Source organism: Dolichospermum sp. UHCC 0259 (assembly GCF_009711935.1).
Taxonomy (GTDB): Bacteria; Cyanobacteriota; Cyanobacteriia; order Cyanobacteriales; family Nostocaceae; genus Dolichospermum.
In genome coordinates this window covers 55,585-75,746 of sequence record NZ_VIKX01000014.1, presented here as the reverse complement: position 1 = coordinate 75,746, position 20,162 = coordinate 55,585, and the positions used below count along the sequence as shown (strand labels likewise).

The 20,162-nt window shown below is 36.0% G+C and carries 19 protein-coding genes and 1 pseudogene; 11 read left to right on the top strand and 9 right to left on the bottom strand.

Annotated elements, in window-relative coordinates; all coding sequences use genetic code 11:
- Nucleotides 1-11: 11 nt before the first annotated feature.
- The 4 genes from FJR05_RS01805 to FJR05_RS01790 all read right to left on the bottom strand — a co-directional run bounded on the left by FJR05_RS01805 (nucleotide 12) and on the right by FJR05_RS01790 (nucleotide 3,626).
- Nucleotides 12-962, bottom strand: a complete 951-nt coding sequence (locus tag FJR05_RS01805) for a VCBS repeat-containing protein (protein ID WP_168642534.1) — start codon at nucleotides 960-962, stop codon at nucleotides 12-14.
- Between the two features lie 124 nt (nucleotides 963-1,086).
- Complete coding sequence (gene chlG, locus FJR05_RS01800; RefSeq protein WP_168642533.1) at nucleotides 1,087-2,121, bottom strand: chlorophyll synthase ChlG; 1,035 nt, start codon at nucleotides 2,119-2,121, stop codon at nucleotides 1,087-1,089.
- 127 nt (nucleotides 2,122-2,248) lie between these two features.
- Nucleotides 2,249-3,349, bottom strand: coding sequence for an ArsA family ATPase (locus FJR05_RS01795; protein ID WP_168642532.1), 1,101 nt, complete (start codon nucleotides 3,347-3,349; stop codon nucleotides 2,249-2,251).
- Between the two features lie 85 nt (nucleotides 3,350-3,434).
- Nucleotides 3,435-3,626, bottom strand: a complete 192-nt coding sequence (locus FJR05_RS01790) for a DUF2862 domain-containing protein (RefSeq protein WP_168642531.1) — start codon at nucleotides 3,624-3,626, stop codon at nucleotides 3,435-3,437.
- Nucleotides 3,627-3,734: 108 nt separating this feature from the next.
- Between FJR05_RS01790 and FJR05_RS01785 the strand changes: the two genes are divergently transcribed.
- The 10 genes and pseudogenes from FJR05_RS01785 (at nucleotide 3,735) to FJR05_RS01740 (ending at nucleotide 13,962) form a co-directional block, all read left to right on the top strand.
- Nucleotides 3,735-4,505, top strand: a complete 771-nt coding sequence (locus tag FJR05_RS01785; protein ID WP_168642530.1) for a Uma2 family endonuclease — start codon at nucleotides 3,735-3,737, stop codon at nucleotides 4,503-4,505.
- A gap of 6 nt (nucleotides 4,506-4,511) precedes the next feature.
- Nucleotides 4,512-5,285, top strand: a complete 774-nt coding sequence (locus tag FJR05_RS01780) for a Uma2 family endonuclease (protein ID WP_168642529.1) — start codon at nucleotides 4,512-4,514, stop codon at nucleotides 5,283-5,285.
- A 256-nt stretch (nucleotides 5,286-5,541) separates the two neighbouring features.
- Complete coding sequence (locus tag FJR05_RS01775; protein ID WP_168642528.1) at nucleotides 5,542-6,348, top strand: ABC transporter permease; 807 nt, start codon at nucleotides 5,542-5,544, stop codon at nucleotides 6,346-6,348.
- A gap of 85 nt (nucleotides 6,349-6,433) precedes the next feature.
- Nucleotides 6,434-7,264, top strand: coding sequence for a Uma2 family endonuclease (locus FJR05_RS01770; RefSeq protein WP_168642527.1), 831 nt, complete (start codon nucleotides 6,434-6,436; stop codon nucleotides 7,262-7,264).
- 15 nt (nucleotides 7,265-7,279) lie between these two features.
- Nucleotides 7,280-7,363: pseudogene (locus tag FJR05_RS27100) on the top strand (ABC transporter permease); the annotation flags it as partial.
- Entirely contained in the window at nucleotides 7,364-8,107 is a 744-nt protein-coding gene (locus FJR05_RS01760) for an ABC transporter ATP-binding protein (protein ID WP_168642526.1), read from the top strand.
- 6 nt (nucleotides 8,108-8,113) lie between these two features.
- Nucleotides 8,114-10,810 carry a glycosyltransferase gene (locus FJR05_RS01755; RefSeq protein ID WP_168642525.1) on the top strand — a complete coding sequence of 899 codons (2,697 nt, stop codon included), beginning with the start codon at nucleotides 8,114-8,116 and terminating at the stop codon, nucleotides 10,808-10,810.
- Nucleotides 10,807-12,030: a glycosyltransferase gene (locus FJR05_RS01750; RefSeq protein WP_168642524.1), complete on the top strand. Its 1,224-nt coding sequence runs from the start codon at nucleotides 10,807-10,809 to the stop codon at nucleotides 12,028-12,030. Before FJR05_RS01755 ends, FJR05_RS01750 begins: the two co-directional genes overlap by 4 nt.
- Before the next feature lie 95 nt (nucleotides 12,031-12,125).
- Nucleotides 12,126-13,043, top strand: a complete 918-nt coding sequence (locus FJR05_RS01745; RefSeq protein ID WP_168642523.1) for a glycosyltransferase — start codon at nucleotides 12,126-12,128, stop codon at nucleotides 13,041-13,043.
- 70 nt (nucleotides 13,044-13,113) lie between these two features.
- Entirely contained in the window at nucleotides 13,114-13,962 is an 849-nt protein-coding gene (locus FJR05_RS01740) for a glycosyltransferase (protein WP_168642522.1), read from the top strand.
- 141 nt (nucleotides 13,963-14,103) lie between these two features.
- Here FJR05_RS01740 and rpsU read toward each other — a convergent pair whose 3' ends face one another.
- The 5 genes from rpsU to FJR05_RS01715 form a co-directional block, all read right to left on the bottom strand.
- A complete protein-coding gene (rpsU, locus tag FJR05_RS01735; RefSeq protein ID WP_015078697.1) occupies nucleotides 14,104-14,301 on the bottom strand; it encodes a 30S ribosomal protein S21 in 198 nt (65 codons plus the stop codon).
- 122 nt (nucleotides 14,302-14,423) lie between these two features.
- On the bottom strand, nucleotides 14,424-14,735 hold the full coding sequence (locus tag FJR05_RS01730) for an RNA-binding protein (protein WP_168642521.1): 312 nt from the start codon (nucleotides 14,733-14,735) through the stop codon (nucleotides 14,424-14,426).
- A 206-nt stretch (nucleotides 14,736-14,941) separates the two neighbouring features.
- The gene (locus tag FJR05_RS01725) at nucleotides 14,942-15,793 is read right to left on the bottom strand and encodes a 3'(2'),5'-bisphosphate nucleotidase CysQ (RefSeq protein WP_168642520.1); all 852 of its coding nucleotides are present in this window, start codon (nucleotides 15,791-15,793) and stop codon (nucleotides 14,942-14,944) included.
- 463 nt (nucleotides 15,794-16,256) lie between these two features.
- The gene (locus tag FJR05_RS01720) at nucleotides 16,257-18,536 is read right to left on the bottom strand and encodes an MASE1 domain-containing protein (protein WP_168642519.1); all 2,280 of its coding nucleotides are present in this window, start codon (nucleotides 18,534-18,536) and stop codon (nucleotides 16,257-16,259) included.
- Between the two features lie 9 nt (nucleotides 18,537-18,545).
- On the bottom strand, nucleotides 18,546-19,409 hold the full coding sequence (locus tag FJR05_RS01715) for a sugar kinase (protein ID WP_168642518.1): 864 nt from the start codon (nucleotides 19,407-19,409) through the stop codon (nucleotides 18,546-18,548).
- Between the two features lie 112 nt (nucleotides 19,410-19,521).
- On the opposite strand from FJR05_RS01715, the gene FJR05_RS01710 reads away from it, so the two are divergent.
- Nucleotides 19,522-20,133 (top strand): PH domain-containing protein, encoded by a 612-nt coding sequence (locus FJR05_RS01710; protein WP_168642517.1) that lies wholly within the window; start codon nucleotides 19,522-19,524, stop codon nucleotides 20,131-20,133.
- The last annotated feature ends 29 nt before the right edge of the window (nucleotides 20,134-20,162 follow it).

Sequence of the window (20,162 nt, the reverse complement as noted above, 5' to 3'; positions counted from 1 at the left end):
CCTACTTCTACCTACCCTATAAACTCTCGAAAGTGGGGGGAGAGTGAAAAACTACCCCCATTCACATCGGCTAACATCCGAGGGTAATCGTTATTGTTAGTCCAACCACCATTGTTTTTTGTAAAACCTGCTCCTCCTGGTGATGAACTAATTGCGTTTTGGAATGTACCATTGCCATTACTCAACGAAACCAAAACTGAACTACCACCAAAACCAACAATATCAGCTTTACCATCCCCATTCACATCGGCTAACATCCGAGGGTAATCATCAGAAGTAGTCCAACCCCCATTATTTTTAGTAAAACCTGCTCCTCCTGGTGATGAACTGATTGCATTTTGAAATGTATTTTGCTCAATTAAAATTTCTTGACCATCAACAATCAGAAAGCCATGATCATTCTCAGCCTTCAATAACACCAATTCCCCAGGACTAATACTTTGCCCCCTTACCAACTCTGAAAAAATATACCCTTCATCTCCATCAGCATCTTTGGCATTAATTTGACTATCTAAATAATGCCCAACTTCCTCTAATAAAACCCTTGTAACAGCCTCAACATTACCAGAATTAGCCGCTAAAAATTCCTCAGACAGATAAATAGTATAATTGTCCTTTGCATAGGCTCCATTGAAGTTTTGACCAAAGACTAATTCTATATGTGGTGTACCAGTAAAATTATTTTGCGCCCAATCTGTCAATATTTGATTAGCCGAATCCTGGTTATAAAGACCAAAAACAGTCTCCATAATGTAATCTCTTTGAGAATTACCGCTTAATTCACTTAAGATATATTTAGTTGCATCAATTGCCTGAACAACCGTATCAATAAACGGAACAGGTAACTGAGCAGAATTATAAGGATTGCTATAGAGAGGATCTTGATAATCGCTCAAACCCAGATGGTTGTAGGGGGGGGTAGGCATTAACCCTTGTTGAAAGTTAAAGAATGGCTCAGACATAGATGCTCCTTTCCGCACACAGTTAAATGATTGGCAGATATGTTACCAATCATTGTATGTGAATATATTTGCATTGGCAAGTGCTAATTAAAATAAAATGGTGCGTTAAGAACGCACCCTACGATTAAACCCCAGCGTGACCTAATGCAATACCTGTTACCAACATTCCCAAAACCAAAAACGGTTGAGCGCTGGCTTGATATTTCACATCATTGGCTATGGGGTCACGGAGAAAATACATATCTTGGAATGTGATTTGGGGAATAATTAATAGTACGAGAATGGCTGCATATAAATTCTCGTGAATACTCACCAAATAACCTGCGACCAAACCTTGAAATAAGTCAATCATGACGACACAAATCAAAGCCGCAGTTTTTATCCCAAACATAACTGGTAATGATTGTAATCCTAATTGGCGATCGCCTTCCACACTCTTAAAATCATTAACAATGGCAATCCCTAAACCTGCCAAACTGTAGAACAGAGTTAGAATCACAATTTTCCAATTCAATTCCCCAAACAAAGCATGACCAGCCCACCAAGGTAACGCAATATAACTTGCACCCAAAGCATAATTTCCTAACCAACCATTTTGTTTTAATTTCAATGGTGGTGCAGAATAGATATAGGCAATGAAACTACCAAACACAGACAATAATAAAACATTAGGAACTGAATGACCTGCCCATAAATCTAAGGTGTAGGCTACCCCATATCCTAATAATAGTAAAAGCACGAATTGGCTAACTACTTGCTTTTCCGAAATTCTCCCCGAAGGAATGGGACGATAAGGCTCATTAATCGCGTCAATTTCCCGGTCATAATAATCATTGATAGTTTGGGTATAACCAGTCAATAAAGGACCAGAAAGCAACATACAAAGAGCAGACTTCAAAACATTTTCTAAAGTCCAGGTATAGTTACCAGAAGAAGCCGCACCACAGACGACACCCCAAATTAGGGGAATCCAGGTGATAGGTTTCATCAATTGCAAACGGATTTTCCAAATCGAAGTTTCGCCAGCACTCGCACCTTTCATGCCTAGCAATTGTCGAGTTTTGGCATTACGGTCTTCTGTAATTGTAACTTCTGGATTTGGAGATTCTATAGCCTCATTCGGCTGCGAATTGGGATTAATGGGAGTTGATTCAGACATAAGGTGTAATGGTAATTGGTAATAGGTGATTGGTAATAGGTAGTGGGTAATAGGTAATGGGTAATTGGTAATTCTTGCCCAGTCCCCAATCCCCAGTCCCCAATCCCCAGTCCCCAGTCCCCAATCCCTAAAAAGAAATTATCAAATAACTATTTTGAAACTTTGCGCCAGTGACAGGTTTACCACTTAAAGCCGGGGGGAGGAAGATATTACGTCTTTGATCTCCGGCTTCTATGGTGACTTCTGGACCCTGTTGAATAAGCTTGACTTGTTTTTTGTCAAACCCAGGCAAGAATAAGCGTACTTGGCGATTATGTACGTCAATTTCAATTGGTTGGTTAGCTTGTAATGCTTGCTCGACAAAGTTGGGTAAAGCATCTATCAGAGGTTGCCATTGTCCATTGGAGACATCAGGAACTATGCTCACAGGTAGAGGTGCAAATTCCTCGGATAAATTGGTATTTTCTGCCTCAGCAACTAAGATTGCCCCACCAACAGTTAAACCAATTTGTTGAGCGCTTCCCCACAAATAACAGGAATTTGCCACATCAATAGGATCTGATGTTGTTACCAAAAAAGCAGCAACACGCCGAGGATTAGCTAGGGCAGCTTTACCTTCTTCAAGGAAATTATTAACTTGGTTAGTAGGTTGGGAAAAATTATCAGCAGTCCAATTCACATTAAAAAGACTGCCAATTAAGGGTTGAAGAAAGGGAGATTCTGTAATTGTTTTCCCTAAATCGGAGTTAACAAATAATTGCCGGAATCGTCTGACATACCAACTTAAAGATTCTGGCATTCCCAACATTCGCAAACTAGCAGCGTCGCCCGTGCCATCATAAATAATTGCGTCATATTTGCCACTGGCATCATATTCACGAATCGCATTGAGAGCGAGGGCGTTGTCCATGCCCGGTAATACTACCAATTCTTGCCCATAAACCTCTTTAAAAATTGGTGTACGGAGATATTGAGCCTCTAATTTTTTCACTTCTTCCCAGTTGCGTTCTAGCAGTACAGATGCTTGAAACTGTACTGCTTGGAGATTGGGAGAGATGTCCTGGGGGTCAGGAGTCAGAGTAGTATTGAGTAGAATTGACAATGTTGGATCTGCTAGTCCTGCTAGGAGTACCCGTTTGCCTTGTGTTGCCAAACTAATGGCTGCGGCGATCGCTATCTTACTGCGAGCGATGCCGTTTTTGCCCAAAAATGTCAGTATCAAGGCCATTACTCAATTTCCAATTTTGCCGATCTTTTCAATTACAACTTAGCACTCAACCAATCTTCTTTGCCTCTGCTATAAGTTGTTTTGACTAGGCTGGTTTGATTTCATCTTCAAAAAACCAGGTAGAGAAGTTATCGTCAAACTTGACCACAACACCAATTCCTTTACCATCTGTGACTTTGTAGCCTTCGATAATGCCGATTTTTCCGAGTTTTTGAGCGATATTAGAGGATACGCGATCGCGCAAACGAATCACCTTAACTTTCTGTCCGATGTCCATGATCTAGTTACAATAAAATAATCCAGATATCAGTGTAGCGGAATCTGGCACTCTGTTTTCACTGTTCATGGCTTAAAATTAAATCAGTAAGCAAGTAGGTATACTCTTATGTTTGTTACAGCCCAACAGCTAGAACAACAAATGCCCGATGCGACTCGTTTATTAAGTGATGAGCCGGAAATGGAAAGTTCTTTACATTATATGCAGTTACTATTATTGGTAACTAGCTTAGATTGGTTATGGCGTGATCAAAATGATTTTTTTATTGGTGCAAATCTAACTATTTATTTTAGTCGTCAACAATTAAAAAATCGAGAATTTAGGGGTCCAGATTTCTTCCTAGTTAAAGATACAGAAAAACGTCCCCGCACTTCTTGGGTTGTCTGGGAGGAAGACGGGCGTTATCCCGACCTAATTATTGAATTACTGTCAGATAGTACCGCAAAAGTTGACCGTAATTTGAAAAAAGTTCTCTATGAAAGTCGTTTTCATACCCCTGAATATTTCTGGTTTAGTCCAGAAAGTTTAGAATTTAACGGGTTTAAAATAGTAGGAAATCAATATCAAGAAATTGTCGCTAATAAACAGGGATTACTGTGGAGTGAAGTCCTGAATTTATATTTAGGTGTGGCAAATGGTAAACTCCGCTATTTTACATCGGAAGGTGAGTTAGTACCAACACCAGAAGAAGCAGCTACAAAGATTCAAAAGGAAGCACAAGAAGCTCAAAATCAAGCCCTTGCAGCCGAACAGCAAGCTCAAATAGCCCAAAATCAAGCCCTTGCGGCGGAACAGCAGTTAGCAGATGAAAGAGAGAAAGTACAAATTTTGGCAGCACGATTGCGATCGCTTGGTGTAGATCCTGATAGTTTAAGGTAAGCAAATATGTATCAACATAATCCCCCATTGTCGCCCAAAGAAACCATGCCGACAATGTACGATTTACCCAGTGAATTAATAGGAGAATCAGGATTGCCAGACGAATTTCATTGTATCCAAGCAGACTTACTCAGTGAAACTTGTCAACCCGTCAATTACTCATCTGAGGAAATATTACTAGCCAGCGATTTAAACCTTTATTATGATCCTCTTCATCCTAATTGGTACAAACGCCCCGATTGGTATATGGTCTTAGATGTTGCTAATGCTAACCAACAAGAAAATTTACGTTTAAGTTATGTAGTATGGCAAGAAGGAATAGCTCCTTTTTTAGTAGTTGAATTACTATCACCAGGAACAGAACAAGAAGACTTAGGACAAACCCTGCGAGAAGTAAACAAACCTCCAACCAAATGGGCAGTATACCAAAACATTTTGCGTATTCCCTACTATGTCGTTTATGACCGCTATGAAAATAATTTTCGGGGGTTTAAACTTAATGGCGCTCATTATGAACCGATAAATCTATCAGAAAACCGCTTTTGGTTAGAAGAAATAGAAATGGGTTTAGATTTATGGCAGGGAACCTATCAAAATACAGAGGGTTTATGGTTACGTTGGTATAATACTGATGGCTGGTTACCAACTTTGACAGAGAAGGCTAAAAACGAACGCCAAAAAGCTGAAACCGAACGCCAACGGGCTGACGAAGCGGAAGCTAAAGTAGCAATTTTGGCACAACGGTTAAGAGAATTAGGTATTGAGCCAGATAGTTTATAACTAATCCCCAAAAGACCTATCACAGCAAAAACCTATTGTAGGGTGTGGTTCGGCAAGCTCACCAACCACGTCAAATATCAAAGTCTACTTATTTACCAGATTCATGCAGTTTGACGCACCTAACCAATGTACAAGTTACGTAATTTCTCAAGACAGATAAAATTCTAATCATTTGAAAATTAATCGTCAACAGTTGCACTCATATAGTATAGAATGCCCAAATGACTTTTTTCCGGTGTGTAATGGTGCTATAAAAATGATACTTTCCCTGAAAGATAATTTTAACTGGTTACAAGTGCAGCGTTATTGCGAACTCTTGTACGTCTTAGTAGTACGGACACTGAAAGTCCGTTACCGGGGATCTTTTCTGGGGGTTTATTGGTCACTATTAAACCCATTGATTATGACAGGGCTGTATACTGCCATATTTGGTGCTACCTTTGCATCCTACTATGGTAACTCCATCATTAACTATATGCTGGCAGCGCTGACCGGATTGTTAGTAATTAATTTTTTCTCAGCTTCCACATCCCAGGCATTAAGCAGCGTAGTCGGAAATGGTGCATTATTAAATAAAATCCAGTTGCCAGTCAGTGTTTTTCCTGTATCAATGATTGCTTCTAATGTTTTTCAATTTTCAGTCGGAGCATTTCCCCTACTGGCAATTATGACATTGATTAATTCCAAAAGTCTAATCAATGTCCTGGCTTTGATATTTCCATTTTTCGCACTAATTTTAGTTTCTACAGGAGTTGGGTTTTTAGTCAGTGCTTTGTATGTATTTTTCAGAGATTTACCTTACTTCTATGAATTAGTAGTATTTGTGATTTGGATTAGTAGTCCGATCTTTTACCCAGCAGCTATTGTTCCCAAGCAGGTAAAACAGTTTTTAGGTTTAAATCCTCTATCCCCAATTATCGAAAGTCTTCGTCAGATTACATTATCCGGTTCTCCACCAGATTTAGGTTTAATATGGGGGGCTTTACTGAGTGGCATTATTATTTTAGCATTAGGATGGACTTGTTTTCATCTGTGGCGGCATCAATTTATGGATTTGCTATAACCTAGCTATCATTTGATAATTGCACAGACTAGAACCTGATGGTTTATAATTAACCAAAGATTAGTAATTTATCCTCATAAAATCTATGGCTTTAACCGCACAAGAAATAGAAGCATTAATGCCAGATTGTACTGAACTACTCAGCGACGAACCAGAAATGGAAAGCTCCTTACACTATACACAACTCTTAATATTAGTAACTTGTTTAGAATGGTTATGGCGTAATAGAGAAGATTTCTTTATTGGTGCAAATCTTAGCGTTTACTATAGCCGACAACAGTTAAAAAATCGAGACTTTAGAGGACCAGACTTTTTCCTTGTTAAAGATACCGAAAAACGTCCACGTCTTTCTTGGGTAATATGGGAAGAGGATGGTAAATATCCCAATGTAATAATTGAATTACTTTCTGATTCTACAGCGAAAGTAGATAAGGGATTGAAAAAACAGTTGTATCAAAATCAATTCCGCACCCCTGAGTATTTTTGGTTTTCCCCAAATACCTTAGAACTGGTAGGATGGCGATTAACAGACAGTGAATATAAAACTATTCCAGCATCAGAAAATGCCTGGTATTGGAGTCAGGAGTTAGGTTTATATTTAGGGGTTTGGGAAGATAAGTTAAGGTATTTCACTGTTGAAGGAAGATTAATCCCTACACCTGAAGAAGCTAATTTAGAAGAAATTAGAAAAGCCGAATTTGAACGTCAAAGGGCTGAGGTTGAACGCCAAAATGCTGAATTTGAATATCAAAGGGCTGAAACTGAACGTCAAAATGCTGAATTTGAACGTCAAAGGGCTAAGGTTGAACGTCAAAATGCTGAGATTGAACGTCAGCGTGCTGATAACGCAGAGAATAAAGCAGCTATTTTAGCTCGAAAATTAAGAGAGTTAGGTATTGAACCTGATAGTTTATAAATCGCCAGGCTTTAGGCTTTACTAAGTGGCATCATTATTTTAGCCTTGGGATGGACTTGTTTTCACCTGTGGCGGCATCAATTTATGGATTTGCTGTAAATGGAAGTAATACGTTTAGATAATGTTTCCCTGTGGAGAAGGACTCAAGAGGAATTTTCCTATGACTTAAAGAAAACGCTTTTATCTATTGCAGAGGGTAAATATCGGCAACCTGCCAAGAAATTAGTATTAGATAATATCAATTTAGTAGTTGAAAAAGGCGAAAAAATAGGTATTATAGGCGCGAACGGTTCTGGTAAATCCACCTTGTTAAAAATAATTTCCGGAATTCTCAAACCTACCTCCGGAATAGTAAGAGTACGTGGTCAGGTAGCGCCCTTAATCGAACTAGGAGCAGGCTTTGACGCAGAAATCTCTGTAATGGACAATATCCTCCTTTATGGTGTATTGTTAGGTTTTTCTAGGACTGAGATGAAAAAAAGGGCGCGTTCTATTTTGGAGTTTGCAGAATTGGAGGATTATGCTTTAGTTCCAGTTAAAGGTTTATCATCAGGTATGGTAGCTCGTTTGGGTTTTGCTATTGCCACAGATGTACAGCCAGATATTTTGATTTTAGATGAGGTGTTGTCTGTGGGAGATGAGGGTTTTAAGAACAAGTGCAAACAAAGAATGGATAAATTTTGGGATGATAATGTGACCATTCTAGTAGTTTCGCATGATTTAGAATTTGTGAAACAATCTTGTAATAAGCTCATCTTTCTCAAGAACGGCAAAGTGAATTTTATGGGCAATGGTCAAAAAACTATAGATTATTATTTGAGTACATTGAACTTAGAGAATTAAATAAAAATGAATAATCTAAAATATCAGGATTTATATAATGAAGACTATTATCTAAAAATGGTACCAGGTCTTCCCTATGATAGAACAGCTAATGATGGCCACTGGTTACGTTTTTTTAATAGTGTTGCCGAGAGGTTAATAACTTATGTTTCACCTAAATCTGTTTTAGATGTAGGTTGTGCAAAAGGGTTTCTATTGGAAGCATTTTATAATAGAGGTACTTTAATTCATGGTTTTGATTGTTCTGAATATGCAATATCTTGTCTAAGAGAAGATTTGAAGCCTTTTGTCTTTGTTTCTTCTGCCACTAATTTAGATGCCTTTCAGAGAAATCAAGAAAATTATGATTTAATCACTTGTATTGAAGTAGTTGAGCATATGCCAAGAGATGAGGCACTGTGTGCAATTAAAAACATGTGTCAATATGCTAATGCAATATTTTTTTCATCTACATCTGATGATTTTGCTGAACCCACTCATTTGACTGTTTTACCTCGCATTAATTGGCTTAATGTTTTTTTATCTTATGGTTTTGTGCCTGATTATAAATTTTATATATCTGACCTAATACCTCATGGTATTTTATTGCGAAGAATAGAGAGTGATCGTCAAGAAATTAATAAACTTATTGAATTTAATGAGTGGAATATAGATAATACAAAATATCACATAGAAATTATAGATAAATTAAGACTAGAGCAAATTAATTTATCATCTCAACTAATTGATCTTCAGGTAGAACTAAAACACTCTCAATACCAATTCCTCCAAACTCAGGTAGAATTAGAAGAATTCAGAAATCTTGTAGCTTGGATGGAAACAAGTAAATTCTGGAAGTTAAGATTAACATGTTTAAATTTTAAAGAATTCATATTAAATCTGCCTTTAATAACACTTTGTAATAATAGTATCACCAAGTTTCGCCAAAAAAGATGTTCTCTATTTGTCAAACGCATATTTAATGTTGTCAAAAATGTTGTCAAGCATAAACTTATGGGCTTTCGCACAAATATTGATTTTGCTGATACACTAATAGCAAAAATTTTGCAAAGTTTAGCGGATTCTCCAGAATATGGACAATGGATTAAATTATATAAAGTAACTAAGGAAGAACTGGAACAACAAAAAATAGATGCTTTAAGATTCAACTATAAACCTTCTTTAAGCGTAATACTTCCAGTTTATAAATTGCCATTATCTATCTTAAAAGAAACAATTAATAGCGTTTTACAGCAAACTTATACCAATTGGGAGTTGTGTATCGCATTTGCAGATATAAATAATTCCCAAAATATTAATTATTTACAAAAATTAAGTTTACAAGATAATCGAGTTAAACTTAATATTATGCCAGAAAATAAAGGAATTTCCGGTAATTCTAATGTTTCGTTAAAAATGGCATCAGGTGAATTTATAGTTTTACTTGATCATGATGATTTATTATCACCTTCAGCTTTCTATGAAGTGATAAATGAACTAAATAAGCAACCGGATATAGACTTTATCTACTCAGACAAAGACTGTGTTAGTGAAAACAGTATGGTAAGGTCACGGCTGCTACTTAAGCCGCAATGGAGTCCAGAAATTTTATATTCAGCTAACTATTTAACTCATTTATGTATTGCTCGTCGTGATTTAGTAGAAAAGATTGGTGGCTTTCGTCCAGAAACTGATGGAGCGCAAGACTGGGACTTGTTTTTTCGCATTACAGAACAAACCTCACGTATTGCCAGAATACATTCTGTGCTTTACCATTGGCGTATCATCCAAGGATCTACTTCTTTGGGCATAGATTCCAAACCATATGCGCTTCAAGCACAATTACAATCTATCCAAGATCATTTGATTCGGATGCAATTACCAGCAACAGTTTCACCACATCCAGAATCTGGTTTTCAATTGGAATGGACAACTCCACCGTCAAGAGTTTCAATTGTTATTGATGGTGATGTACCTTGGGATAGTTTATCTACTTGTATCAGCGCTGTTTCAGAATTTGCTGACGCTAAATTGCACAAAGCAATTGTAGTTTTACCACAATCCGCTTACAATACATACCAAAATGAACTAGAAATCCTGAGCAAAAAAATTCATATACCTATTAATTTTTTGCCAATTCCAGAAGAAAAATCTAAATTAACAACATTAGCAGAAGCAGCAAAACAAAATATTGCTGATGTAGTTTTGTTTGTCTCAGGACAAGTTGTTAAATTCAACAAAGGATGGATAAAAGAATTAAGTGGTTGGGTTATTAATCATCCAGATATTGGATTTGCCTCTGCACTGGTTTTAACAGATAAAAATATAGTAGTTGAAGCTGGATTAGTAGTTGATAAACTTGATAATGGCTATCCATTACTGCGTGAAAATAACTTATATTCATGGGAGATTTTTGGTGGAGCTTTATGGTATCGAAATTGTAGTGCAAGCTCTTTGTGGGCTGTAGCTTTTAGTTATGAACATTACTTGAATCTAGGCGGATTATCCAGTGATTATCCTTCTGTACATCATTCGATAATTAAGCTTTGCCAAGCTAGTCGTTGGACTAATAAACGAGGTTTAGTTAATCCCCATGCTCGTGCATTTTTGGCATATTTACCAACCAATGATTTTTCAGAATTTCATGAGTCTTTAGCGGATGATCCCTATTTTCATCCTGCTTTTGGCTCCGTTGTCCCTTTAAAGTTAAGATTAAAAACATGAAAATCATACAACTGCTTAAGAAATTAATTAATCAAAAAATACTTTTTTTAGATAAATACACTAGAGATGCTTCAGCATTGGCAGAAGTTATTGATTTTTCATATACAGATATTTATCAAAATCAACAACATCCTGAAAGAGTTGGTAAATCAGGAGTTTCCACTATTAATTGGTATATACCATCTTTTACTAATGCTTTCTATGGTGGTGTAATGACGATACTGCGTACAGCCGATTATTTACTCAATCAAGAAGGAATACAGCAAAGATTTTTAATTTGTGGTGATAGTGGTGTTGATGCTATCCATGATCAAATTACTAAAGCATTTCCTAATTTACGCACTGCTGAAGTAATAATCCTAAATTCTGCACAAGCAATTCAGAATATACCAGCATCAGATTTTTCTATAGCTACTCTCTGGACAACTGCTTATGTATTACTAAAAGTAGAAAATACTGGGTTAAAGTTTTATTTTATTCAAGATTTTGAACCTTTATTTTATCCAGCAGGATCTACTTATGCTCAAGCTGAAGCCACATATAGATTTGGTTTTTATGGCATTGCTAATACTATTACCTTAAAGAAGATATATGAAAATGAATATTCTGGTACAGCTATTCACTTTACTCCATGTGTAGATACTAAAGTTTTTTACCCTGATAGTAGCATCAAAAAAGATAATATTCCTAAACGTATATTTTTCTATGGTCGTCCGGGACATCCGCGTAATGGCTTTGAGTTAGCAGTTGCCGCAATGCGAAAATTGAAGCTAAATTATGGTTCTGATGTGGAAATTTTATCTGCCGGTGCTGATTGGAATCCCAAAGAATATGGGTTAGAAGGAGTGTTAGAAAACCTTGGATTGCTAAGTTATACAGAAACAGGAAATTTGTATCGTTCTTGCCATATCGGTCTTTCTATGATGATGACTAAACATCCATCTTACTTGCCTTTTGAAATGATGGCCTGTGGTGTATTAGTAGTTTCTAACTTTAATGCAAGTACACAATGGTTGTTGAGAGATAAGGATAACTGTCTTATAGCTAATCCCAGTGCTACTTGTATAACTGAAACAATATCAACAGCAATTGATCACTATCAGGAATTTTCAATAATCACAAATAATGCTATTAATGATATTAAAAATAACCATGCAGATTGGTCAGTTGAAATCAATAAAATCAATGAATTTATTCAAACAAAAGCTAAGAATTTTTAGCAAATGAAGTTCCTTTTATTCTCTGTTTTGATATTTTGTATATGGTTTTCAGGCTTTTTACAGCCTACTTTATATAACCTTTTATAATAAAAAATATGCAAGCAAAAGTAGCAGCTTATATCACGTGTTATCAAGATCAGGAATCTGCTAACAGGTGTATTCAAGCTATTGAATCTCAGTCAATTCAAGTTACAGATATATATATAGTAGATAATTCTCATAAACCGTTGCTACTAAATAATAACAGTCAACTACTGTTAATCCATCATTATCCGAATAATATTGGAATTGCGGCAGGTTTAGTAAAAGCATTAAAATGGGCTATTGATCAAAAATATGATTTTTTATGGACATTTGATCAAGATAGTATTCCCACTAAAAATTGCCTAGAAATTTTGCTAAAAACTTATTATCAATTGTCTCAAAAAGATAATTATAAAATTGGTATTATTGCCCCTACTGCTTCAGATATCAAAACAAATAATATTATCGAAGGTACAGTTTTTTTTAAAGATCATTTTGTAGCAATTAAACATAATAACAGTGTTGATTTTTATGAATGTGATTCACCAATTACATCAGGTTCTCTAATTTCCTTAACTGCGGCTCAAACTATCTCTCCTCCCTGTGCTGAGTTGTTTATTGATGGTATTGATCTTGATTATGGATTGCGATTAAGAAAAAAAGGATTTCATAATCTCATTGTTACAAAAGCTATTATGCACCATAATTTCGGCATTCCTATTCACGTAAAATTTATTAATAACTCTCACTATATACAACAATATTCAGCTTTACGTTATTACTATATTTGTCGTAACCATACTTATTTAGAAAATCGTTTTTCTCAAGGCTTATATCATTTCACTAGCTTAATACGACGCATAAAATATATGCTGGCTAAAATTTTTTTGATTATGTTGTATGATTTAGAAGATAAACAATTAAAAATATGGGCTTGTTTTTTAGGAACTTATCATGGTTTAATAGGTGTAATTGGTAAAAGATGGTAATTTATATTTTTATTCAAAATATTTATTTTTAAATATTTGTCGTAAATAATTATTTTTAAATCAATCTATTATGATATATTTTTTGACGGTTAATTATTATTCTACTAATTTAATAACTAAACTGATAAATTCTCTACCATCTTGTCACAATGATGGTTACAAAATTATTATCATTAATAATTCACCTGATGATAATTCAATTTATCAACTTAAAAATCAATCAACAATCATTATTGAAGCGGAAAATAATCTTGGTTTTGGTGGTGGTTGTAATTTGGGTTTACAATGGATTTTTGCTCAAAATAAACAAGCCATTGTTTGGATAATTAATCCAGATGCTTATTTACCAGAAAATACTTTAGAAAAAGCTAGATTGTTTTTTGATCAATATCCAGAATTATCAATTTTAGGGACAATTATTTATACTCCTGAACAGAAAATCTGGTTTGCTGGTGGTTGTTTTATTCCTGAAAATGGCGCGATTTCAGAAGTAGATTTATTAACTAATAACGACACGGATTATATTAACTGTGATTGGGTTTCAGGTTGTAGTCTAATAATTAATCTAAAGAATTTTTCTGAATGTCCTTTATTTGATGATGCTTACTTCCTATATTATGAAGATTTTGATTTTTGCAGACGTTATGCTAATAAAGGATATTTAATAGCTATTACCAAACAATTACATGTCATACATCAACCATCATCAATTACGAATAGAAACATTTTTAAAAAGATTAGATATAGTACCTATAGTTATTTATTTACAATTAACAGATATACAAATAAGTCAATTTTTACTATGAAAATTATTCTGCAAATCATCAAAGCAGTAGTAGGGTTAATTATCAAGCCACAAGCTGCTTTAGGAAAAATTTATGGTATATTTGATTATATGACAAATCAGCAATATCACTAACAACTATTAATAGTAAAAATGCCATTACCGATAAACTTTTCAGGACACGCGCCCTCCTACAAGATTGAATCATTTTTTGTGGAGTTATCTCAAAGGAAATCCTGTTAGGATTTCCCAGTCTTAGCCAATATGACTAAAAATCTATCGCTTGAAGCGAGAACGTTGTTGACGGCGTTGCTTGTGTCTAGCGATCGCTTTGCGCTTTTCTTTTTCTAAAGGTGTCTCAAAGTGACGCTTTTTCCGCATATCTTGGAAAATTCCTGCTTTGGAAACTTCCCGCTTAAATCTTCGTAGTGCTGATTCGATTCCTTCGTTTTCACCTAAAACCACTTGTGTCATTCTTGTTCCTCCGTAGTTTAAATTAATATTTGAGAACTAAAGTCAAAATAAAATACTCCAGTAGCACTCAGCGTGAGACTGTATCTACTGGATACTCTAGATTTTAATTTTTTTTACTGGACTTAGTAGCGATCGCCACCACGATTGCCCCAACTTCCGCCACCACCACGAGGAGAACCAGAACCTCTATCTTCCTTGGGTTTAGCTTTGTTTACGCGCAGATCACGTCCCATCCATTCAGCACCATCCAATGCCTCAATCGCTTTGGCTTCTTCCGCTTCTGATCCCATTTCCACAAAGGCAAAACCTCGTGGACGACTAGTTTCCCGGTCTGTAGGTAGCTGCACACGACTAATTGTTCCGTACTCTGCAAAAGCCCGTTTCAGGTCTTCTTCTGTTACCTGATAGGACAAATTACCAACGTAAATCGACATAGAAGAGGATCTCCCAAACCAGAGAGTGTAGAGAGTTAGATTCGGAGAGACGTAATTTAAAAAAATCTTAAAACGACTTACTCAACCGAAAATAATCTTTGATATCCCCAAGTATAGCACTACATGAGAATATTAACCCATAATGGACAAGTTTTCCCAACAAAATTACCAGTATTGTCAGGAAATTTTCCATGACAAACACTGTTTCAGTGGGAAGTAAACCGTGAGAGAATGCTTTGCGCTTCTTGACACAGTACCTCATGATTTTGATAATTACTTGCCAGTAATTCCCCCCATTGCTGTATGTCACCAGTATTGTATTCTAGTGGCGTGCAGTCAAAATGGGTAAACTTGCCACCTGCTTCTGTTAAAATCAGTTCAGGAGCAGCCATATCCCAGTCTTTAGGTGCAGATTTACCGGAAAGGGAAATGTAAACATCTGCTTGCTGTTCAACTATCGCGGCAATTTTGCAACCGACGCTACCAATTGCTTTTTGATTTTGACAAGGCAATTGCTGTAATAGATATTCTAACCTATCATTGCGGTGTGAGCGGCTAACAACCAAAATTAGATCTTGGATATTTTTACGGGAGTTCAGTCGTACAGGTAAAGAACCTGTTGCGGTTTCGATAAAAGTTCCACTACCTCTAATAGCATAATATAACTTTTGTGTCTCTGGAACTGCCACGATGGCTAACATAGTCCTTGTTCCTTGAACTAAGGCAATATGAATTGCATATTCTCCAGTTTTGTTGATAAAGTCTCTTGTTCCGTCTAATGGATCAATAATCCATACCCATTCGGCAGGATTTTTTCCCTGTTGTGATTTATAAGTTTCTTCGCTGATATATCCAAAGTCTTCATCACCTAAAGCGGCTTGTAACTGTGACAAGATATATTCACTTACGGCTAAATCTGCCACTGTAACGGGTTCGCTGTCTTTATACTGGATATCTAAATTTGGTGCGGCAGTACCGTGATAATAAGAACTAAGGAGACTGGCTGCACCCCAACCTACCTTTCGGGCAATTATTAATATTTCGGATAAGTCTTTCATTTGGGGACAAATTTGGGTGGAATAGGAAAATTAAATACTATAGCAGGAGTCAGGAGTCAGGAGTCAGGAGTTAGGAGTCAGGAGTCAGGAGTCAGGAGTCAGGAGTCAGGATGAAGAAGGAGTCAGGAGTCAGGAGTCAGGAGTCAGGAGTCAGGATGAAGAAGGAGTCAGGATGAAGAAGGAGTCAGGATGAAGAAGGAGTCAGGATGAAGAAGGAGAAAGAAAGAAAGAAGAGAGAGTTTCAAGTGTGGATTTTCGTGTAAGAGGTTGTTTGAAAAGTTTTAGGTTGTGATTTTAGGCACTTACAGATCCCCCCTAACCCCCCTTGTTAAGCGGGGAAATAGAGTCAAAGTCCCCCTTGTTAAGGGGGATTTAGGGGGATCTAAAAATATTTGATACACCATGAGAGACTTTTCAAACACCCTCTAAATTGTGGATTTTATTCAAGTGTGTCTATAAGAATTCAGATTTTAGCTTTTTCTATGACTGCGGCGAGCGCTTCTACTTGAATTGGTTTAGTCATAAAGTCATTCATCCCTGCGTTAAAGCAAGCCTGACGATCTTTTTCGGAAATATTTGCGGTGATAGCAATAATCCAAGGTTGAGGCTTGGAAGATTGACGAATAATTCGAGTTGCGGTAATCCCGTCCATTTCTGGCATTTGCATATCCATTAAAATTACATCATAGAATTGTTTTTTTAACATCTCTAATACTTCTAGTCCATTATTGGCGATATCAGCAATATAGCCTATTTTTTTGAGAGAATATAGGGCAACTTTTTGATTAACTTGGTTATCTTCTGCTAAAAGGATTTTCATGGAAGATGGTGCGGTGATCTCCTTTTCTTTTTTTGGTAATTGCACTGAATCATCTTCCGGTATTAAATCACAACCCAAAACTGATTTGGTCATAAATGTAAAACTAAAGGTTGAACCTTGGGGATAATCATTGTTAACCTTGGGAGTCCAATTTAAGGGAGGCTGTCCTCCAATCTGTCCGCGACTTTCTACCCAAATTGTCCCTCCCATTAAATTTACTAAACTTTTACTAATTGCCAATCCTAAACCTGTGCCGCCATATTTACGACTAATAGAAGCATCTGCTTGAGTAAAGGGTTGGAACAGTTTATTTAAGCGATCTTTTTCAATACCAATTCCTGTATCTTGAATAGATACCATTAACTCGATATCTTCATTTTTCCATTTTTTATTAACTATAACAGAGATAAAAATGTGACCTTCGTGGGTAAATTTAATTGCATTTCCTACAAGGTTGATTAAAATTTGGCGAAGGCGAGAATCATCGCCTAAGATATGAGGAGGAATATCAGGATGAATTCTATATTTAACATTAATACCTTTGTTTGAAGCCTGTTTAAAAAGAATATTACACACAGATTTGATAACTTTTTTGACAACAAAGGGACGTTGTTCTAAATCAAAATTATTAGACTCAATTTTCGAGAAATCAAGAATATCATTGATAATACTTAAGAGTGCATTGCTGCTATCTTTAATAGTATTCACTAAATCTTTTTGTTCCTCTGAGAGTTCTGTCATGTAGAGAAGTTGAGCCATACCAATCACACCATTCATAGGAGTGCGAATTTCATGACTCATATTTGCTAAAAATTCACTTTTGGCTTGGGTTGATGTTTCTGCTACTTCCTTGGCTTGAGATAGGGTAAACTGTTTTTCTAAAGCTTCATGATAATCTTTGAGAACTTTTTCTCTCTGTTTGCGTTCAATTTCTTGTATTTTATTAAGTTCTTGTAATTTCAGATTTTGGGTGACTAGGGTAGTATTGGCTATTTGCAAATCACTCTTCACTTTATTGTTTTCATTTAAAACTGCATTTAAAATTAAGGTTGTTATACCAATACAGGCAATAAATGACTGCAACAGCAATAAAGAAATTTGGATAGATTTATTAGCAAATGAACTATGTCCTTTAACTGTACAAATTGCCTCAATTACAGCAATTATGACCATTAAAAGGATTGCGCCTAGTTCTTTGAATCTGAAAGCTGTCCACACCAATAGGGGAAATAACAGATATTCTGCATCATAACCTTGATAAATGAAATAACTAATAATTAATGTTAGAAATAAGATAATAGTAGCTTCTAGCCAACAACGTTTTATTAAATGAGTAAATGAGACAATATTTTGTTCCCATGCCAAGATTAAGGATGTTAAAATAAGGATGCCAAAGGCATCACCTAACCACCAAGATAGGGCAATATTAAAATAAAGTGACCAAGGAGCTTTACCGAATATACATAATAGTAATGGACAAAAAATAGCTACAGGTAAATGACTAAGAAAACAGCCATAGATTACAAATTGAAGGGTATCTTTAGCTCGGTTTAAAAAGTAGCGACTATGACATAAAGATTCAGTCAAATAAACAGAAAATAGCTTTCCGGCTGTGGCAATGGCAACGATGGAAATGGTTAATATGAAACTAGGAAGATTTTCCCATCCGTGATATGTTGTCAATTCCGTGATAAATACGCCAATCATTACTCCTAACCAGAGGGGATAACCCCAGATAGTGATGAGTCCGACGGCAATACCTCCGGGTATCCAAATCGGGGTTGATCCTGTGGAGGGGTAAGTGGTGAATATATAAGATAATTGGGATGCGATGTAGTAGGCGATCGCCACGACTGCCTGTTTCCACCAAGCAACCCGACGAAAGTTAAATATATCCAGTTGAGGACGAGAATCAATAAACATAATTAAATATCAAACATTTAAGTTTACCCAAGGGCGCGTGCCAAAATGTTTACACGCCTCCGCAGCAGTATTCCCAGCTAGTGCTAATGCTTCTATAAAATTTGTTTCCAGAATATAGTGACAGAAAGCACCGTGAAAAATATCTCCTGCTCCTAGTGTATCAACTGGCTGTATTTTTGGCACATTAACTACGCCAGACTGGTCAGGAGTTAAGTATTGGATGGGGTTTTCCCCTTGAGTAATGGCAATATAAGGAATGTTAAAATTTTGCAAATAGGCAAAAACATCTTCCTGATTTTTGCAGTTAGGGGGATAGAAATTAGCAGAACAAATAGCATAATTTACAAAAGGTAATATTTCTGCAAATCCTGGTTTCCAGCTACCACCATCAATGACAACTGGAATATTCTGAATATTAGCAGTTTGGGCAATAATTTTGCTGACTTCCATTTGATGTCCGTCAATCAATACAATATCAATATCTTGTAAAATATTTGCAGGAATGGAGGTAATATTTGCCTGAGTTTTAACAGCATTAATAGAAATTACCGCTCTTTTACCTGTACTTTGCGTAACAACAATCGAAGAAACAGGTGGTGGTGTTTTCCTGTAGGGGTCTAAGTCAATAATTGCAACCTGGTAATTCTCTAAATCGCTATAAATTAACTGTGTGATATGGTGCAAACCCAATGCAACTAACACTGTAGATTTGTTGCCTAAATGACTGAAAGTGACAGCGGCGTTTGTTGCGGGTCCGCCTGCTGCTACAGTATAGTCAGTGGCCACTAATTTTTGATTATTTTCGGGGGGAGCATCCGCGAGATAAATGAAATCTAAGGTAATTAAACCGACAAATAAGGCAGAATTGGTCATTGGTAATTGATAAACTTGTCAAACTATTAAGTAAGTTTACCAAAAAATTAGCACTGCTATATAATCAACTGAAGGATAGTAAAAGTCCTTTTTTAAAAGAGAGTAAAAGATCATGTTCAAAAATATGGCAATGGATGCACTAGGTTTGAGTGATATTGGTGCTGTGATCAAACCGGAAGATTTCCATAAAGTTGATAGTGATGATTATGTGATTCATGAAGAAGGGGAAAAAATCTATTTTTTAATTAAGTCAAAAACTGATGAATACTGTTTTACAAATTTAGCTTTGATTCATCTAGATGGAAATTCTGCGGTTAGTAAAAAACGTCTACTCAAACGTTTTAGTTATAGTCATCATCTTATCAAAGATGTGAAGTTAGAAACCGCAGGAACGATAGATATGGATATCGAAATCAAGTTAAATATGGGTGATCAATCCTATTCTATTGATGTGGCTAAAACTTATATTGCTCCTTTGAAAGATTTGTACAAAGCTTTACTGAAAATTGCCTCAATTCAACGAGAAAATGCCCTTTATCATCAATATGCTCAAACTAGTTTAAATACCGCAGCTAATACAGTTAGTCGTTCAACAACTACATCAACTTCAGAAGAGCAATTTAAATCAATTAATCAGTATGCTTTTAATTGGTTAAAATATGCTCATGAAACTTATGTGCGGAAAGATTTTGGTGAGGTGTTTGAGAAGTTCATTAACAACTAATTGTCATCAAATCTGGAACAAGAACCCCA

What these genes read in the sequence shown, in the direction of transcription:
- FJR05_RS01720 (WP_168642519.1), bottom strand. Translation starts at nt 18,536, where the DNA reads ATGTTTATTGATTCTCGTCCTCAACTGGATATATTTAACTTTCGTCGG.
- FJR05_RS01805 (WP_168642534.1), bottom strand. Translation starts at nt 962, where the DNA reads ATGTCTGAGCCATTCTTTAACTTTCAACAAGGGTTAATGCCTACCCCC.
- FJR05_RS01790 (WP_168642531.1), bottom strand. Translation starts at nt 3,626, where the DNA reads ATGGACATCGGACAGAAAGTTAAGGTGATTCGTTTGCGCGATCGCGTA.
- FJR05_RS01795 (WP_168642532.1), bottom strand. Translation starts at nt 3,349, where the DNA reads ATGGCCTTGATACTGACATTTTTGGGCAAAAACGGCATCGCTCGCAGT.
- chlG (WP_168642533.1), bottom strand. Translation starts at nt 2,121, where the DNA reads ATGTCTGAATCAACTCCCATTAATCCCAATTCGCAGCCGAATGAGGCT.
- FJR05_RS01775 (WP_168642528.1), top strand. Translation starts at nt 5,542, where the DNA reads ATGATACTTTCCCTGAAAGATAATTTTAACTGGTTACAAGTGCAGCGT.
- FJR05_RS01730 (WP_168642521.1), bottom strand. Translation starts at nt 14,735, where the DNA reads ATGTCGATTTACGTTGGTAATTTGTCCTATCAGGTAACAGAAGAAGAC.
- FJR05_RS01745 (WP_168642523.1), top strand. Translation starts at nt 12,126, where the DNA reads ATGCAAGCAAAAGTAGCAGCTTATATCACGTGTTATCAAGATCAGGAA.
- FJR05_RS01710 (WP_168642517.1), top strand. Translation starts at nt 19,522, where the DNA reads ATGTTCAAAAATATGGCAATGGATGCACTAGGTTTGAGTGATATTGGT.
- rpsU (WP_015078697.1), bottom strand. Translation starts at nt 14,301, where the DNA reads ATGACACAAGTGGTTTTAGGTGAAAACGAAGGAATCGAATCAGCACTA.
- FJR05_RS01725 (WP_168642520.1), bottom strand. Translation starts at nt 15,793, where the DNA reads ATGAAAGACTTATCCGAAATATTAATAATTGCCCGAAAGGTAGGTTGG.
- FJR05_RS01770 (WP_168642527.1), top strand. Translation starts at nt 6,434, where the DNA reads ATGGCTTTAACCGCACAAGAAATAGAAGCATTAATGCCAGATTGTACT.
- FJR05_RS01715 (WP_168642518.1), bottom strand. Translation starts at nt 19,409, where the DNA reads ATGACCAATTCTGCCTTATTTGTCGGTTTAATTACCTTAGATTTCATT.
- FJR05_RS01755 (WP_168642525.1), top strand. Translation starts at nt 8,114, where the DNA reads ATGAATAATCTAAAATATCAGGATTTATATAATGAAGACTATTATCTA.
- FJR05_RS01780 (WP_168642529.1), top strand. Translation starts at nt 4,512, where the DNA reads ATGTATCAACATAATCCCCCATTGTCGCCCAAAGAAACCATGCCGACA.
- FJR05_RS01750 (WP_168642524.1), top strand. Translation starts at nt 10,807, where the DNA reads ATGAAAATCATACAACTGCTTAAGAAATTAATTAATCAAAAAATACTT.
- FJR05_RS01760 (WP_168642526.1), top strand. Translation starts at nt 7,364, where the DNA reads ATGGAAGTAATACGTTTAGATAATGTTTCCCTGTGGAGAAGGACTCAA.
- FJR05_RS01785 (WP_168642530.1), top strand. Translation starts at nt 3,735, where the DNA reads ATGTTTGTTACAGCCCAACAGCTAGAACAACAAATGCCCGATGCGACT.
- FJR05_RS01740 (WP_168642522.1), top strand. Translation starts at nt 13,114, where the DNA reads ATGATATATTTTTTGACGGTTAATTATTATTCTACTAATTTAATAACT.